The organism is Neobacillus sp. D3-1R (assembly GCF_052180215.1).
Lineage (GTDB): Bacteria > Bacillota > Bacilli > Bacillales > Cytobacillaceae > Pseudoneobacillus.
The window spans coordinates 614,161-631,175 of record NZ_CP197471.1 but is presented as its reverse complement, the minus strand read 5'-3'; the positions used below and the strand labels follow the sequence as shown (position 1 = coordinate 631,175).

8 protein-coding genes are annotated in these 17,015 nt (G+C 38.6%); 1 reads left to right on the top strand and 7 read right to left on the bottom strand.

Features of this window, described 5'->3' with window-relative positions; translation table 11 throughout:
* Positions 1-3 precede the first annotated feature (3 nt).
* From ACSBPO_RS03075 to proC, 7 genes are all read right to left on the bottom strand, one after another.
* Positions 4-1,053 (bottom strand): DNA cytosine methyltransferase, encoded by a 1,050-nt coding sequence (locus ACSBPO_RS03075; protein WP_442598619.1) that lies wholly within the window; start codon positions 1,051-1,053, stop codon positions 4-6.
* A 708-nt stretch (positions 1,054-1,761) separates the two neighbouring features.
* Complete coding sequence (locus ACSBPO_RS03070; protein WP_442598618.1) at positions 1,762-2,916, bottom strand: glycosyltransferase; 1,155 nt, start codon at positions 2,914-2,916, stop codon at positions 1,762-1,764.
* A 461-nt stretch (positions 2,917-3,377) separates the two neighbouring features.
* A complete protein-coding gene (locus tag ACSBPO_RS03065; RefSeq protein WP_442598617.1) occupies positions 3,378-4,637 on the bottom strand; it encodes a suppressor of fused domain protein in 1,260 nt (419 codons plus the stop codon).
* Between the two features lie 6 nt (positions 4,638-4,643).
* Entirely contained in the window at positions 4,644-8,558 is a 3,915-nt protein-coding gene (locus tag ACSBPO_RS03060; RefSeq protein WP_442598616.1) for a transglutaminase domain-containing protein, read from the bottom strand.
* A gap of 42 nt (positions 8,559-8,600) precedes the next feature.
* Entirely contained in the window at positions 8,601-12,974 is a 4,374-nt protein-coding gene (locus ACSBPO_RS03055) for a VWA domain-containing protein (RefSeq protein ID WP_442598615.1), read from the bottom strand.
* A 480-nt stretch (positions 12,975-13,454) separates the two neighbouring features.
* Positions 13,455-15,107 (bottom strand): hydroxylamine reductase, encoded by a 1,653-nt coding sequence (gene hcp / locus ACSBPO_RS03050; protein WP_442600298.1) that lies wholly within the window; start codon positions 15,105-15,107, stop codon positions 13,455-13,457.
* Between the two features lie 498 nt (positions 15,108-15,605).
* Positions 15,606-16,418, bottom strand: a complete 813-nt coding sequence (proC, locus tag ACSBPO_RS03045) for a pyrroline-5-carboxylate reductase (protein WP_442598614.1) — start codon at positions 16,416-16,418, stop codon at positions 15,606-15,608.
* Between the two features lie 192 nt (positions 16,419-16,610).
* Between proC and ACSBPO_RS03040 the strand changes: the two genes are divergently transcribed.
* Entirely contained in the window at positions 16,611-16,850 is a 240-nt protein-coding gene (locus tag ACSBPO_RS03040) for a hypothetical protein (protein ID WP_442598613.1), read from the top strand.
* The last annotated feature ends 165 nt before the right edge of the window (positions 16,851-17,015 follow it).

The window sequence follows — 17,015 nt, the reverse complement described above, 5'->3', positions numbered from 1 at the left end:
ATCCTAATTAAGATATTTAATTAATTGCTCTGCTATAGCCTTTGCTAACAATGGTGGAACTGCATTTCCTACTTGTCGATACTGTTGAGTTTTATTTCCATAAAAGATAAAGTCATCAGGGAATGATTGGAATCTAGCATTCTCTCTAACTGTCGGAACTCGGTTAGCTTTATAGTGAAAATGGTGGCGATGCCCCGTATCAATAGTTAAAGTAGGTCTTTTACTATGATATCGTGTCCATGCCACATTAAAATTCCTTTTGCCTTTAAACTCTTCAGGAAGATTTTTATAATTCCCACCTTCTGGTACAAGGCTGATGATTTTTATGGTTTGCTCAGTGTGTTTTGTTGCCAAGTGATTATGAATCTCTTGAGAATTTTTTCTGCAGTATCTCTGATAATCATTTTGTGGCTCACCTGTATAGTGTTCTATTTCATTGCCAAGAGAGTTCTCTAGCAATGGTAAATCATTTGTTGCATCTTCTGCTGTAATCCAATCATTCTCATAGAAAATCTTCGGCTCTGGAAAACTGAAAGTTTCACCTTTTTTAATACCAACAAAGAACACTCTCTTTCTAATTTGAGGTACACCGAAATCGGCAGAATTTAACAGCTGATACTTCACATTATAACCCATTTTTTGGAATTCTTCTAATATGCTGTCCTTAATTGCCCCTTTAAACAAACTTACGATACCTGGTACATTTTCAATTACAAACGCTTTAGGTTGCAGTTCTTGAACAATCCTGATAAATGATAAATACAACTTATTTCTTGGATCATGTAACTTTCTTGGTCCTGCCAAAGACATCCCTTGGCAGGGTGGACCCCCAATAACTACATCAATATTTGTATGGCCAACTATCTTCTTAATTTCTTCCCCAGTAATCTCAGTAATATCTGTACTTAGACCAATACTGCCTTTATGATTTTTGACGAATGTATCTACTGCTGCTTTATCATTATCAATTCCTAATAAAGTTTTGTAACCAGCCAGTTCAAAACCTAATGATAATCCCCCACACCCACTGAAAAGGTCTATGATTTTATACATTTATTTCTCCTCGAATCTATTCTTATTATTAAATCATTTATTTCAAAATTAGAATTGAGTTGACAAAAAACTCTTCATAATACCTCATTGTAACAAAAAAAGACAATATGCAGTATGGAAATCATTGAAAATTAGTAATGGGTACAAAACTGTTTTAAATGAGGAAAGAAATGTCCCAGTATAGGGACATTTCTTGATAGTGTAATTACTAATTAGCTTTTCCCACTTTAAAAACCGCTTTAATTCAAGTCAAAATAATTTCCCTATAATCCTTAGCAAGAAAATGCTAATGTATCTATTAATTTATAACCATTACCTTGATTTTCTATTATATTAAATTTTTTCAAATTATTAATACATTCCTCAATTCATCTTTTTTGATTATGTTCTCATTATTTGTTTTTTTATACATCTTCACAGAATCTGCTAGTTTAATTCCTCTGTATTCTCTCAGTCTTGACACCTCTTCTACGTTAGAAGATTACAATCATACATTCTAGCCCTTTATAAATGAATTTATGTAGCTGGTTAGCAACGAAACATTAGATAGGTCAAAGCCGGGTTCCTAATTCCTATCAATTTTTTAAGAGGTACCAGTTGCAAGTACTAGGTACCAACAAAAGACAAATAATCAATTTGTCTATGTAGTGCTACATAAAAAAGCGAACACGTGAACTGTTCGCTTTTTTTATTTATTGAATATCAGGGTTAAGTTTTTTTGTTTAGGTTTTTTTCTCTTAATTCTTTTAACGAATAAAAGGTGCCTCGCCATTGGATGCCGCCTTTGATATAGGTTAAGGCAACTGCCCGTATGGTGGAGTAGAGGAAGATCGTTGTGGTGACTGGGTATACGGCTATTTTCCACAGTGAATAACTCGTCATTTTTACAATCGTTACTCCATAAAGTGCTAGAAAAATCAGTAAGAAAAGAGCACTCATGAGTTGTACTCTGGGGTCATGCGAAAAAAGCGTAAAAATAGGTAAAAAATGAGTGACTAGAATGGAAGTAATCGCAAATACCGTGACGACAAGTGAATAGTGTAATCCGGCGAAGGTGTTTTTTTCCAACCCTTTAATAGCTTCTTTCAAGGATGGATACCATTCCACCCATACTTGATGAACACCAGAAAGAAAACGCTGTTTAAATCCCTGTTGTTTAATCGCTTGTCCCAGCTTCAAATCATCATCGGGACGATTTTTAATCGCCTCATGGGTTCCAATCTGCTCATAAACATCTCTTTTTATAAGATTAAAGGCGCCGATTCCCACCCCACCTTTTCTTGAATGGTCATTGTTCGCTGTCCAAGGGCGTTTGAACACACTAAATCCATATAGAAAATAGCTGATAAAGGCTTGAAGCCAGAAACCTCTTGCCTGTAAATCCGGAGCAAGGGTCAAATGACCCACATTCTGAGCCTTCATGTAGGTGAGAGCCTTACTAATAGTGTTCGCTTGGAAATGAATGTCAGCATCGGCAAATAATAAAAAATTCCCAGAAGCTGCTAGATACCCTTTATAAAGGGCATGATTCTTTCCCAACCACCCTCCCGGCAATGTTTCAATATGTATGGGAACGATCCGTTGGTGCTGATTGGCTAACCTATTTATTTTCAAATCTGTAGCATCCGTGGAACGGTCATTGACGACAATCAGTTCTAGATTTTGGTGAGTTTGGTTCAGAAGTGATAAAATGGTCGCCTCAATTGATATTTCCTCATTCCTTGCCGCTATAATCACCGAGACCTGCTCATCATTTGCTAGAGGTTCAACAGCAGATAGTGGCAATACGGTTTGAATACCTCTCCATGTATCAACAAATATGATAATTCCAATGATGATCATGACACTTAAAATCCAAATCAAGGTACTCCCTCCCATAAATGAAATCCGGATTCTCTTACTTATTCATGGAAATGCCTATTCCTTTACTTTTTTCCCAATCTTGTGGTGTGGTGGGGATAAAAAAGACAATTCCCACCACTCTCTGCAGCTATTTTTTATACTTTACCATAATAGTCAGTAGAATGCCTTATCACCAAAATCACCGAATCACCAAACCTCACCAGCCGTAATATCTCTTGCTGCCATCAATTAAAGGTTAAACATTTATCTGTTAGCTCGAATCTTGACTCATTGAAAAGTGTTTCATACGCTACAATTGCTACTCTTTGGGTCGCGGTTGATAAATTTGAAAAACGGTTGATAAATTTAATTTGCGGTTGATTAACCGCCAAAACCAGTTGATAAATCGATTTCCCCCCAAAAAAAGGCAACAAAAAAACGGTCCAGAGCTCTCAACAAGCTCTAGACCACTTTTTTTGTATCTAGCAAATGGATTTTCGATTTAAATCAAACATTTTTTCGATTCCATGTTCAAGAATTCTCTTAACAAAACGATCTTTACCTTCTTTAAAATAGAAATGGATCTCTTCTCGATAAAGAGGAATCAAAGTATGGAAGTAAATCGGCCATTCTCCTTCCACCACTTTTCCTTCATCTAAATAAGGCATTTTAAACACATCTGAGATCGTTGGAAAAGGTGGTGCAATCATGACTCCGCAGAAGTCAGTCTCAGGGCAGTAAGATTCCAACTTCGAATCAAAATGAAACGTTTCAACCCCGAATAGGGCGGCATACGTATTTCGCATCTCTTCTTCCGATTGGTTAGGGAATACGAACCACTGTCCTAGCCAGTAGCCTTTTCTCATCACATCTTTTCCGAAATTTTTCATAAGCGTTACTGGCCAACCATTTATATCCCAATCCGCAGGGAGGTGCAGCATGAGTTCGGCGTATGCACTATCGACCGTCGAAGGCGCCTGCATTTTAAAGAAGCTATTTCCTTTTGTGATAATCGTGTTAGCCTTTATTTTAGAATTCGGACGAACACAATATAAATCTACTTCTGTTAACAGATTAGATGGATCGACTATTACTTTATCAATTTCACCGACATGTTCTTGAATATGTGCTTCAAAATCCGTTTTTGTCACAATTCTTAGAGACGGATTCTTTTCAGTGTAAATCGTTTTCTTTTTAACATCAGTACCTGAATTCCAGATGCTAGTAAACCTAAATCCCTTCAATCCATTTTCCTCTACTCGTTGCTTGAAATCATCAGATACGATAGGAACGAGCGAGGGTCTCGCCGTTTTCTTTATATAGACGAAAAATATATGTTCCTCTTGAACTTTTTCCTCTATAAAATCATATTTTTCGATGACACCCCATTTGCTCATCTTCGCGGTTTCCTCATTCAAACAATCTAGTACATTCATAATATTAATCAGATAGCCATCATATTGGTCATGGTGAATAGGTAAGATTTCTACTGAGTCTGAAATGAGATCTTTAAGAACCTCCACTGCCTTCTTTGTAAAAATAGGATAGATGGTATTTTTACCGTAGCTTATCATGTCTCCCGCGTCACCTGGTTCAATTGTCACCAGCTCAATAGGGCTCCACGTATCCTTCATTGAAGTACCCGTTAACCCTTTTCTATCACTCATGACTTGATTGGATTGGTCATCTTTTCCCCATAATTCGTCAACAGTAGGATCTACACGAAGTTCCCAGAATCTCATTTGTTATCACTCCAAGTCTTTATATAAGAAATCAATTTCACCATTTAATAATTTTTGTCGAGTATCGTTCAAGAAATCAATCATGGCATCTCTACCTAATCCTGCTTCATCGATGGCTCTAATATTGGAGGAGATATAATCAATATATACCTGTCCGTGTCTAAACATTGGATTTCCTGAATCCGTGAAATTCAAGAAGGCATTATGAGTGACTTGCCCTGGCCAGTCAAGATTTTCTTTCGCAGGCAGGTACACTCCATTGGCTGCCGAGTTAATATGAATGCCATTTCTTTGTAAAATATTCACGATATCCTGTCCTGCTTGTTTCGCTGGCACAATATGATGAGTTTCCACATCTGCTGGTCTTGTCATGCCCGCATTGACTAGTTCATCACTCAAGATTTTAGATGGCGCTGTACCATCTCCATATGTCTTGCTTAGGTTCGCCAACGTATCAGCAGATAAATTGTTAATTTTGCTAGCATAGGTGTCAGCTAGATTATTAGCCTGATTTCTTAATGTCTTGATTAAGTCAACATCGACATTTCTTCCATCTTTTAATGCTTTATTAATCTCTGACAGTTCGCGTTCGGTTAGATGGGTAGCATCACCTGTTTGACTTACTAGCTTTCCATTCCATGCATTTGGTGTTAGTATACCATCCTCCGTTGCCTTCGTCAGTTGAACGGCACTATCTACTGACCAACCTTCGTCTAAAAATTTGACGATTGTTTTTAAGTCTAATCCTTGTTTCACAAAGTCTGCTATCTGCTGTTCTGTTAAAAGTGGATTACAGGAGGCAGCTGCAATGGCTGCTGTTACACATTTCGTTTTTTCTAGTAAGTTTTTGAGACTAGTAAGACCGTCTAGTCCTTGTTCATCCGCTACCTTACTGATTAGATTAGGGTCTACTCCACTTGCATTCAAGTCATTAATAACCTGTTCAGCTTGTGGCAATTTTTCAGGACCATCAATACGGGCAATGTCTTCGGCGAGGTCATCACCAATGTTATCAGCCGCTCTGGCGACATCATCCATTTGGTTTTTAACCCCTTTAAACAACGCTGTTAATCCTGGCAATACCTTATCCAGAACCTTGAAAATCCCAAAGACAGACATATTCATGATTAAATCGCCCATCAACGCACTAGCATATTTATAGTCACCCGTTTTCCAATACATAATGATGTTTTCCAACGTCATCACCAGTGCAATTAAAGCAATGACAAATAACGCAAAGAAAACGAACATCATAATCGGACTAGTTGCGGCGAGGAACGCCATCGCAATCGTGATGACATCAAATATCGCCCATGCAAGTGCCGCTAAACCAACTAAATTAACACCAATATCAATGGCTGCTGAACCTCCAGCTAGACCACCGCTGATCATATAACCGGCTGCTCCTGTTGAAGGGTCCATGACAATATAGCCTGCCCCATGCCAGTCATAATAACTGAATTCTTTTTGCGGAATCGTAACAACCTTTCCGCTGTTAACCGCATTCACGATGTCTGTTTTCACAGAGCTTGATACGGTTATTTCATTAAGCTGATCCATGTTGTCCTTGCCAATCGTATAGATTGGGATTCCTCTTTTGCTTGCTTCCGTTAGGATTTTAATAGAGGAAACGGAAGGTACTTGAAAAATTTGCTCATGAATGCCGTGCTCCATAGCTGAGCCTATCACACCGGTGTTCATCATGTAGCTGATTTCTTTTTCCTTTTTCCCTTCTAGACTGACCACTCCAAATACGTCGTGATCGACGTCGATAAAGAACGATCCGCCTGTCACCTCAACCGGACTGAAGAACATATACTTCACATTTGGTTGATAGCCTGTCATCGCTTCACTAATCTGACGTGTGGAGCTTACTTGGTACGCATTAGCCGCTACAGAATTAAAGGCATCCAATTGAGCAAAATAGGATTTTCCGACACTATTTAAAATTTCACCCATGACTTCATCTGTATAAATACTATCCTCAGTAGCTGTATCTTTGACAGCCATAATCCGATCCTTAATGGTCTGTAGTTCTTCTACATCTATTTTTCCATAGTCAAAGGAAATGCTGTAAAAACCTCCAGCCGTAACAGGATTCGTCACATTCTCTACGGGTCGACCTGCATGCCCCATCGCAATCGTAAATTGCTGTCTATTACCAAAACCAACAGCCTTCCCTTCTGTAATGATGTCACCATCAGCCTTTAACTGCGGCTTCAGCTGAAGCATGTAAGCTGGTGTTTTAAATAGACCACCGTATTCTTCTATGATCTCTTCATCCTCTTGTGTAGCTGGAATCCAAGAAAGGGTAATTCTTTTTCCATACAATTCAACGGCCCTAAATTCAACGTTAAAATCATTCTCACCGGAAAAATTTAAGTTGAACGGGTCATTCCCCTTAATAGAAAAGCCGATTTTTTCACTGCTTGCAAGTGGAATCGTATTGGTTTCTGACAGTACCGTTATCGTTTTGTACGGAAGTGTCAGCGGCAGTAATCCGAGATTTTCAGGGATAATTTTCTTACCACCAATCAATTCTTTCGCATCCGTGTCTTCAAGATGATGATCGGCTATATATTGTTCAATTTTATCTGTTGAACCATCTAGGAAACTACTTAAATCAGACATATCAAGATTGCTAATCGAACTTCCGTAGATCGATTCATTGCCTTTCATTTTAAAAGCATCGACAATTTGCTCTTCGGAAACTCCAGCTATTTCTAGGATATCCAAGCCTTTTTCGATCTTATATTGCTTAAAACTCGGGTCAAGAGGAACCCATATCTTCTTCCCCTTTTTTGCCCCGATTCCACGATAATTTTCATATGGCACATACGCTTCTACCCAGGTATGTTCAAAGCGTGCAGCGATAATTTTACCACCAGACACAAGGGAGACGGTTGGAATCCCAAGTGAGCTTAGTACTTTGATGGCTGCTTCTGGAGTAGGAGCTCCTGTCCAGCTCTTTACCTTTTCAATTGGGACCTGTACGGTTCCATTCACATAACGAGCAGGGATGTCTTTGTATCTCAGCATCGAAATTAACAGGGAGGCTTGATCATAATCATTCCCTGTCATTTGATGCAAGGTACCCGTAGCCCCTTTTCTAGAGCCGTAGTATGGAACGAAATCGATGTTATTTTTGATATATTCATAGATTTTGACAGGTGTTTCCAAAGAATCGGCAAGCTCTTTGATTTTAGGTGTAAGCTTTGTTTCAGGCGTTTCAGCTAAGTCTGCCTCTACAGGGGTTACAGGTAATCCTTGCTCAGATGAAATGCTTTGTTCCAATCCCACATATGCCGGGGTGACCCCTCCACCAGTAGCTGGTTCTGGAGGAGTGATGTTTGCATTGCTATGCGGTAGTGCGCCAAGCGGCTGCTGGGGCTGCTCTGGATTTAATGTCTTGGCAATCTCATCTAGCTTAGTTTTTATTGCATCCTTATCTTTTCCCTTTAATTCCTTTACAAGGGTTGATAGTTCATCAAGCTTATCGAGTAAAGCTTCAAAGCTGTCCAGTTTTTTATCTAATTCTGCCTTCAGCTGATCATGCTGTTTTTTCGCTTTAATTGCATTTAATTTATCTAGAGTCTTGCCATTTTCAGCAAGCTCTTTGTTTATATTTTTTCGAATATCCTGTAAAGCCTTTTTCGTGTCGTTTGCCTGCTTCTTTAATTCTTTTAAGTCTCCCTCTTCAAGGGATGCTTCCATTTTCTCAACATATTCAAGCAGCGTTTCTACAAAGCTACCTAAAGTCGTTGTCGTAGTTGGCTTGTCATATTTGATATTTGCATTGGCTTGTTTAATGTTTTCGATTGACTTTGCAAATGCTAGTTCCTTTGTGGGAAGCCCAAAAGAGAATGTGAAAACAACCAACACAAGAAGAACTACCCATTTCATTAATTTCTTCGACGTCATTTTTTTATCTTCCTCCGTCTAGTTTGATGATTTGGATGCTCACTATTCACGAGCAATCATGGTTTCCATTGTGTTAAATTTCAACATTCCATTTGCTGTCGCATAATAGGAATCTAGTGTTACAGGGTACGTTCCTGCTGCTTCAGGAAGCTTCAATAGCACTCTGAATGTGTACTCCTGACCTGTAACGGTCTCAAATCTCCATGCACTCGTATCTGGAGACATCCATACCACCTCTGAACCTTGAGGAGTCGTTAAGATGATTTCTGCTCCAATAGATGTGTTTGCCTTCACTTTTACTTCCAGCTCTGTATATTGATTGCTCGTTTCTATAGTTGGTGTCACCAACTCAATCGATTTTTTCAAAATGGTAGAGGTTTCGCCTTGGCTACTACCAAGATCGAAGGTGAATAAAAGCGTTTTTCCATTTTCATAATTAGAAGTGACAACCCCAGGTGAGTCTCCTTTTTTGCTCGTTAATACAGCTTGCTGCTCCCCACCTTCCAGCTCCACATTTAATGCTTTGCCTGTTCCACTTAAAGTGAAAGGACCAAAGTAAGAATTGGCTAAGAAATCAACTTTGTAATCATGTGGAGTTGTGCTTCCCTTTACTTTCACACCAAATAGATCCATATTTTTAAAATTATCACCATTTGCGTGATGGGATGCGATAATTCCGTTTCCTTTTGCTACTTCTGCCGCTAACTCTTCGTCATCGTGTCCGGTTAAAGGAAGTTGACTATCAAGTAACATGTATAGATTGTATTTTCCAGTTCGTAATTCGCTCATAAAATCGTCACGGTTATCTACCATTTGATAGAAAGCTGACATGCTTTCAAGCGTTTCCTTTGCTAGGTTGATGTTGTTGTTACTTTCAGCCCATACTAAAACTCGAGGGCTTACGATCTGACTGAGCGTGGTTTCATATGGTTTTTCCACTTGAATATAACTGCTGCCTAGTGGAACCTCTTTGCCGTTTGCAAGAATCGCATCAAATACGACCATATAAACACCCGTTTCTAATGGTTCATGCTCCCAAGCCTTTTCCGCTGTATAGCTTGATCCGATTTCGATGTCGGTTTTTTCTTGAATCGTTCCAAGTACCTTCTCGGATGCCGTATCCACAATTCGAATTCTTGCTGTCACGTCAGTTAGATTCACATTTCCTGTATTATTCAAGATGTATTTAAACTGAACTGGGTCTACTGGATAAATATTTTTCTCAAGTACTTGAATGTTACCCGAAACGCCCATGACTCCTTCTTTTTCAGAAACAATTTCAAACGTTGCTGTGCTTTCGGATAATTTGACTTCACCTTTCAATACTTCAGCGGTCACTGTATAAATTCCCGGCTTATTTTGAGCTGTATTCCAGTTTGAAGTTAAGGTTAATTGTGCTGCAGGAAGCAGTTCTGATGCTGCTTGTTCTGCTGTCCAAATGATGTTGCCTTGCTCATCTGTAATCGTTGTTTTTAAGATAAGGTTATTTTCTATACTGTTTGTGCTGTTATTAATGAGATCTGTACGAATTCTCACTTCTTCATCTGCAGCGTATTGTTGTTTATCAACCGTTATTGAGCTAGTGAGGTCACCATCTGCTTCAATTTCGAAGCTAGCTTCTGTCACGGAGATGGCCTTGTCATTTTCGCTCCAAGTCACCTTTACCTTATAAAGTCCTGCCATTGTTTGACTGCTATTCCAAGTGAATGTGGTTGTTTTACTTTCTGAACTATTCCATGTCATCGGAATGTTTTCCTCAACTACTTCTACCAAATTTCCATCCGCATCCGTTATTTCGACTTTTCCTGTAAGAGTGGATGCTTCTTTTGTAAGATTGGTAGCCGTATTGGTGATCGTCACATTTTCGTTTGCTTGGTAGCTTACCTTATCCGTTTCTACCTTTGAATCTAGTAAATATTTATTAACCGGAATCTTTAAATCTGGAAGATTAACCGTTACAGTCGTTTTATTTTTATCGACATACGTCAACTTCGTATTTTTCGTAAGATGAACGGTTGTATCCGAAAGAAGATTCGTGCCTTCGTATGTTACTTCAAATGGCTTTTCCTCCCCGATGACCATTCTGTCCATTGTCCATTTTAGAGTTTTTGATCCATCAGCATGTTCATCGATACTGCTTGGGGCTGGATTGATTTTCAAAGGGTCTACAGTCATTCCGTTTGCTGGTATGGTTGTTTCAAGAACCACATCTTCACCGGCATTATCAAAAATTTCTCCAGCGAGCATCGTCATCATCTCGTCCAGCTGTGCCATCGTTGGACTGTATACATATTTGCCACCTGTCATAATGGCAAGCTGCTCCATTAAGTATCGGTCGGCACCTGCACCTAGCGCTATCGAGAAAATTTTGTAGCCTTTCGCTTTCGCTTTTTCTGCCTCTCTCATGGCGTAATATCGCGATGAATCACCATCTGAAAGGAGAACGATAACCTTATCTCTGCCTTCTTCGCTTTTATTGTTCAATATTTCCATGGCTTTGCTAAGTCCACGGGCTATATCCGTTCCATCCCATGGAGAAGGTGGCGTTTCGGTAATTCTCTTTTTCAAAAGTTCTTTATCTGCCGTTAAATCCTGCTGAATCCACACACTGCCTGCAAATTCAACAACGGCACCCTTGTCTTGAATTTGAAGTAAATCTACTACTCTCTTAGAAGCATCCTTGGCAAAATCAATTCTCCAAGGCTTTGTGGTTGACCAATCACGGTCTCCCCATTCCATACTTCCTGAATTATCAATGGTAAGGATCAAATCAATCGGGTTTCGTTTTGGCATGTCAGGAGTACCTTCACCCTTTAGCTTCAGCTGAGCTGTAACCGAGTCTGTACCAGGGAATAAAACCGTTTTATCCGTACTTTGTGTAGCATCGATTCTTGTTGGAGGTGGAGGCGGCAGCACCTGGAACGTCTTTTCACCTTGAGCGATGACATTCGTTCCATCAAAAACTTCAGATTTAATCAGGTAATCCTTTGGTACAGTAGTATCTGGGGTGAAGATGAGAGATCTTATTCTGCTAATTTGATCTGCTGCTTTACTTTCAAATGTTTTCGTATCCTCGGCCATAACTGTTGTTCCATCCATAACAGATGTTTTTAGGGTTAATGATTTGTCCATATTTGAATTGGAAATGATCGTAATTTCTGTACTCACCTCTCCTGAAGTGTTCACTCTCTTATTTTCAGGATCTGTGGCAATGGAAACCGCTCCAATGGTAAAGGTTGGATTGATGACAAATGGCTTCTCTAGGCTTGCAATGATTCGACCACTTGTATTGTCCTTTACCTGTGCAATAACCGAATAATCGCCTGGAAGACTATTTTTCGTATTCCAGCCAGGAAGTCCATCTGTTTGTGCAGAGATAATGGTTCCATTCTTTTGTTTAATAAAATAAAGAAGGGTTGCCTGATTCGCATCAAAAGTGCTATCTACTCTGATTTCAAAAGAATCATAGGCATTGTAACTATAGCTTTCTATCTGACTATCATTTTCGTTTTTCCATAATTGTATCGAGTCTATTTTCGCAAAAGGCATATTCATTTTTTCTTGAAGTGCCTTTAAAGCAAGAGCGGTCAGATAAGGGTCACTAAACCAGCTGCCGTCTGATTGCTGTACACTGACAATGGAGTTATCTATATTTTTTAGTACATCTGCTCCTACCGTATTTAAAATAGCTCGATAGGATAGTAGACTATCCATAATCGAATCTTCATCCATCCCCCATGTCTGGGTAGAAACCAGATATTCTCCAGCTAATCTCAAAGCTGTTTGCAGCTCACTGGATGTCCGATTTGTCTTAGTCTGAAATTCACTTAAAGCTAATACGGTTTGAGCCGTCAAAGAAATAACTGAGTCATCGACTTGATTAAAAGCCCATGATCCGTTGGCTTGCTGCTTACTAATGAGGTAATTTACGGCGTTTTCTAAAACAGCTGGGTCTGTATCCTCCATGGCCGTTAAGGCATTTAGGATAAGCGTGGTATCTAAAATATCACTTTCATATCCCTCTGCAATTCCCCAGCCACCGTCTTCATTCTGGCTTAGGATTAATAGATTTTGAAGGTCGTAATTTTGGATGAGCGGTAATACTCGAGAAGCTACATCAAAATTATGAATCTCTAATTGTTGCAACCAAGTTTTAGACTTCTCCACATTTGCAGGCAGCCTATTATTTTTGGAAAGATAATCGGCTACTTCCGTCGTGTTGAGAAAGGCTAACTCTGCACTCCCCCAACTTCCATCCTCGTTTTGGGTCGCTTCAAGCCAATTAACAGACTTAACGATCGCTTCTTCTAATGGTGGTGTTTCCGCATAGCTTGTAATAGAGGTGATTGGCGACAAGAGCATACCAAACATGAGAAATAAGGCTAAAAGACTTTTCATACATGTGTTTTTGTACAATATTTTCTCCTTCTCCTTTCGACTATTACTTTTTGGAAAATCGCTTTGTTTCCAATGTGATTCGTTCATCCTAAGATTCTTTAAATTTGGCTCTTTTCTAGGTCAATATCCATTTGCGCGAATAGTCTTCACGAACTATCGCAGACTAACTTTTTACAAAAATTGACATTATATTCAAAAAGAAATCCTTAAATCTAGGGCTATTATCACAAGGTTATTATAATTGTTACAATTTTGTGAAAACAGAGTACTATTTACTATTTTGGTAATATTTACTAAGTGTTTCTAGGTCAAAAGTTGATAAATTTGAAATTCAGTTCATAAGTAAGCGAAAAAGGATCCACACCTCATTTTCTAGGCATGGATCCTTTAAACTGTTATGATTCTTGATCGTTATGGTACCGACATAGACAAAAATAAGAAGACCATTTGGACGAAACCAATCTGGGCTTTTAGTTTATCTAATTAGATGTTATTTCTTTAATTTGCTGTTGCATACATGAACATATCAATGTCCGCCTTAGTATTAGTAATGCCGCCTACACCGAAGTTTTCGATTAAGAAATTCGTTACATTTGGTGAGAGGAATGCAGGTAGTGTTGGCCCAACGTGAATATTTTTCACACCAAGATACAGTAATGATAAGAAAACGATGACGGCTTTTTGTTCATACCATGCGATATTATAAGACAACGGTAAGTCGTTTACACTTTCTAATCCGAATGCATCCTTCAGTTTTAAGGCTGTCATCACTAAAGAATACGAATCATTACATTGACCGGCATCAAGCACTCTTGGAATACCATTGATGTCACCTAACTCCAGCTTATTATATCTGTATTTCGCACAACCAGCTGTTAAAATAATCGTGTCTTTTGGAAGTTCTTCTGCAAATTCCTTATAGTAGGTTCTGCTCTTATGTCGACCATCACAGCCAGCCATCACAAAGAATCGTTTAATATCGCCATTTTTAACGGCATCCACCACTTGGTCGGCTACCTGGGCAACTTGATTATGGGCAAATCCACCGATGATTTCACCTTTTTCAATTTCAATTGGTGGTTCACATTGTTTTGCGTGCTCGATAATAATGGAAAAATCTTTTGTTCCATCTTTCTTCTTTTCAATATATGTTACGCCTTCCACTGCCGTAGCACCTGTTGTATACATTCTTCCTTTATATGATGCTTTTGGTGGCACAATACAGTTGGTTGTCATTAAAATAGGTCCATTAAAGCTTTCGAATTCACGTGTTTGTTCCCACCATGCATTCCCGTAATTTCCGACAAAATGATCATATTTTTTAAAGGCTGGATAATAGTTTGCGGAAAGCATTTCACTATGAGTATAAACGTCTACCCCAGTACCCTCTGTTTGTTTTAAAAGTTCTTCCATATCTTTCAGGTCGTGACCACTAATTAAGATTCCTGGATTTTGACGTACCCCGATGTTTACCTTTGTCATTTCCGGATGGCCATACGTGGAGGTATTGGCGGTATCCAATAATTCCATTGCCTGAACGCCATATTTACCACATTCCATTGAAAGATTGATTAACTCTTCCATTGACACTTGATCATCTCTTATGAGGACAAGTGCTTTTTGCATAAAGGCATAAAGCTCATCATCTTTATAATTTAATTCTCCTGCATGCTGTAAATAAGCTGCCAATCCCTTCAAGCCATAGGTGACTAACTCTCTTAATGAACGAATATCTTCATCTTTTGTTGCTAAAATACTCACTTCTTGAGAAGCTGATTTTATTTCAAGCTGGTCATTTGTTTCCCCATACCAGGTAACAAAATCACTCGTATTCTGAAGTGGGTGACCTGCCTTTTCAATCACTGCTTTTATTTCTTCACGAAGATTTAATCCTTCTCTTACTCTATTAAAAAATTCATTTTTATCCCAATTGGCATTTGTGATGGTCATGAATAGTCCATTAACAATAAAATCATCAGCCTTTGTATTATGTAGTCCAATTTCACGAGCCAACGTATTAACAATCGCAACGCCCTTCATTGTATAAATTAATAAATCCTGCATATTAGCTAAATCATCTTTTTTTCCACAAACCCCAACAATCGTACAACCGGTTCCATTTGCTGTTTCTTGGCATTGGTAGCAAAACATACTCATCAAAATACCCTCCTATTTTTCATTCTTATTAACAAATCAAATTCGTGATAAATCACACAATATTTAAATGAACTAAATCACAATTTCCATACTACCAACTACTAAAGTTGTATTTATGTGACAAATATCACAAAAGTATTCATTGACATAGAATTGTCAAAAAAGGAGAAAATGATAGGTTTCAGATTGCCATAAGTGGCATTAATAATAGGTTTATTGGCCAGCGGTTGATAAATTTGAAAACGGTTGATAAATACCGATTTTCGGTTGATAAAATGAAATTACGGTTGATAATTTTCAAAAACCGGTTGATAAATTGATTTTCTGTTTGTCAACCAACACCGTTTTGAATAAAAAACACCTGTCACTCGGCTACAAACCGAACTGACAAGTGCTTATCTATTTTTTTGAACAGTATTTAGGATAAAGAGTCTATTTCTACCAACACTTCGCCATTTCTTAGACATTACTTTTGGGTGTCTATTAGCCTTCTCATTTTTTCTTTGATAAATGTTTCGATTTTTGCGTGCAATGATCCATTGCCGTTAAAATAGCAGAGCGAAACCCTTCTTGTTCAAGAGCGGCAACTGCTTCAATTGTTGCTCCACCAGGCGTACAAACATCATCCTTTAACTCTCCGGGATGTTTTTCGGTTTCAAGAACCATTTTCGCCGCTCCCAAAACAGCCTGTGCCGCAAGTTTATAGGCTTGTTTCCTTGGTATCCCTTGTTTGACTCCCCCATCTGCTAACGCTTCAATAAACATGTAAACGTAAGCAGGTGAAGATCCACTGATGGCAGGAATAGAATCCATTAATTCTTCTGCCATTACTTCTGCTTTACCGAAGCTATTAAAAAGACGCAGCACCTTATCCAAGTCTTCCTGATTGACTTGTTGATTATGGCAAATTGCGCTCATCCCCTCTCCAACCAACGAAGGGGTATTAGGCATTGCTCTCACTACCTTCACTTTTGTTTGGAAAAAGCTTTCTATGTAGTCTAAACTGATTCCTGCAGCGATTGTGACAATCACACTTTGTTCATCCAACGCCTCTGCTATTTCTTTTAAAATAGCATCATGAATGTTAGGTTTTATCGCTAAAAACAGGATATCCGCATGTTTCGCAACCTCAATATTATGACTTGAAACTAAAATGTTATATTTCTCTTTAACAGAGTGTAAAGTTTCGTCTGTTACGGCACTTGCCATAATTGCTTCGGGCTGGACAACTTTCGATCTTATCATTCCCTCAATCATCGCTTGCGCCATTTTTCCACAACCAATAAATCCAACTTTCTGGTTCATTTCATTCACCTTTCCTTCTGTAAAGCATACTCATGGTTAGCAACATTTCTATATGTAAAAACCTTAACGTTTCAAAAGCAAAAATGCAAAGGAGAGAGTTCGTGCTTCAGGTCCTACTAAGTGCTCAACCGCCCATCACTTATTTGGGCGATTCACATAGTCTATAGTATCAACTTTTAAGGATGTATGATGATGAGACAGTTAAATCCAAAACCTATAATAGGTCAAGCTTGGACAGGAAGACATGTTATTTTGCTTCAGTGTACGGTTGATAATCAGTTTTTAAATTTATATAAAAGCTACCATGCACCGATTGAGCCACCTCGTCCCAATTGTGCAGAAACGTTATCACAGTTGCTTAGTATTGGATATAAGATCCATGCCGTAACCCCTATTACATCTAACATCATTCAATACTTTTTAGTGCTTTAACACAATAAATAGGGACATTGACTGTATACCTAGGAAACCTGATTATGTGCAAATCCCCCGATCATTTCACCGTTTTTGATTTTCAATTTTTTGGCATTGGTTATAACAAAAAAGAGTAGACTTTGTAAAAGTCTACTCCAAGAAAAATTCCAGCTATTCTCCTTC

Bases quoted from the DNA above. Each gene is read 5' to 3' on its own strand.
- proC (WP_442598614.1), bottom strand. From the start codon at position 16,418: ATGAACCAGAAAGTTGGATTTATTGGTTGTGGAAAAATGGCGCAAGCG.
- hcp (WP_442600298.1), bottom strand. From the start codon at position 15,107: ATGTTTTGCTACCAATGCCAAGAAACAGCAAATGGAACCGGTTGTACG.
- ACSBPO_RS03075 (WP_442598619.1), bottom strand. From the start codon at position 1,053: ATGTATAAAATCATAGACCTTTTCAGTGGGTGTGGGGGATTATCATTA.
- ACSBPO_RS03060 (WP_442598616.1), bottom strand. From the start codon at position 8,558: ATGACGTCGAAGAAATTAATGAAATGGGTAGTTCTTCTTGTGTTGGTT.
- ACSBPO_RS03065 (WP_442598617.1), bottom strand. From the start codon at position 4,637: ATGAGATTCTGGGAACTTCGTGTAGATCCTACTGTTGACGAATTATGG.
- ACSBPO_RS03040 (WP_442598613.1), top strand. From the start codon at position 16,611: ATGAGACAGTTAAATCCAAAACCTATAATAGGTCAAGCTTGGACAGGA.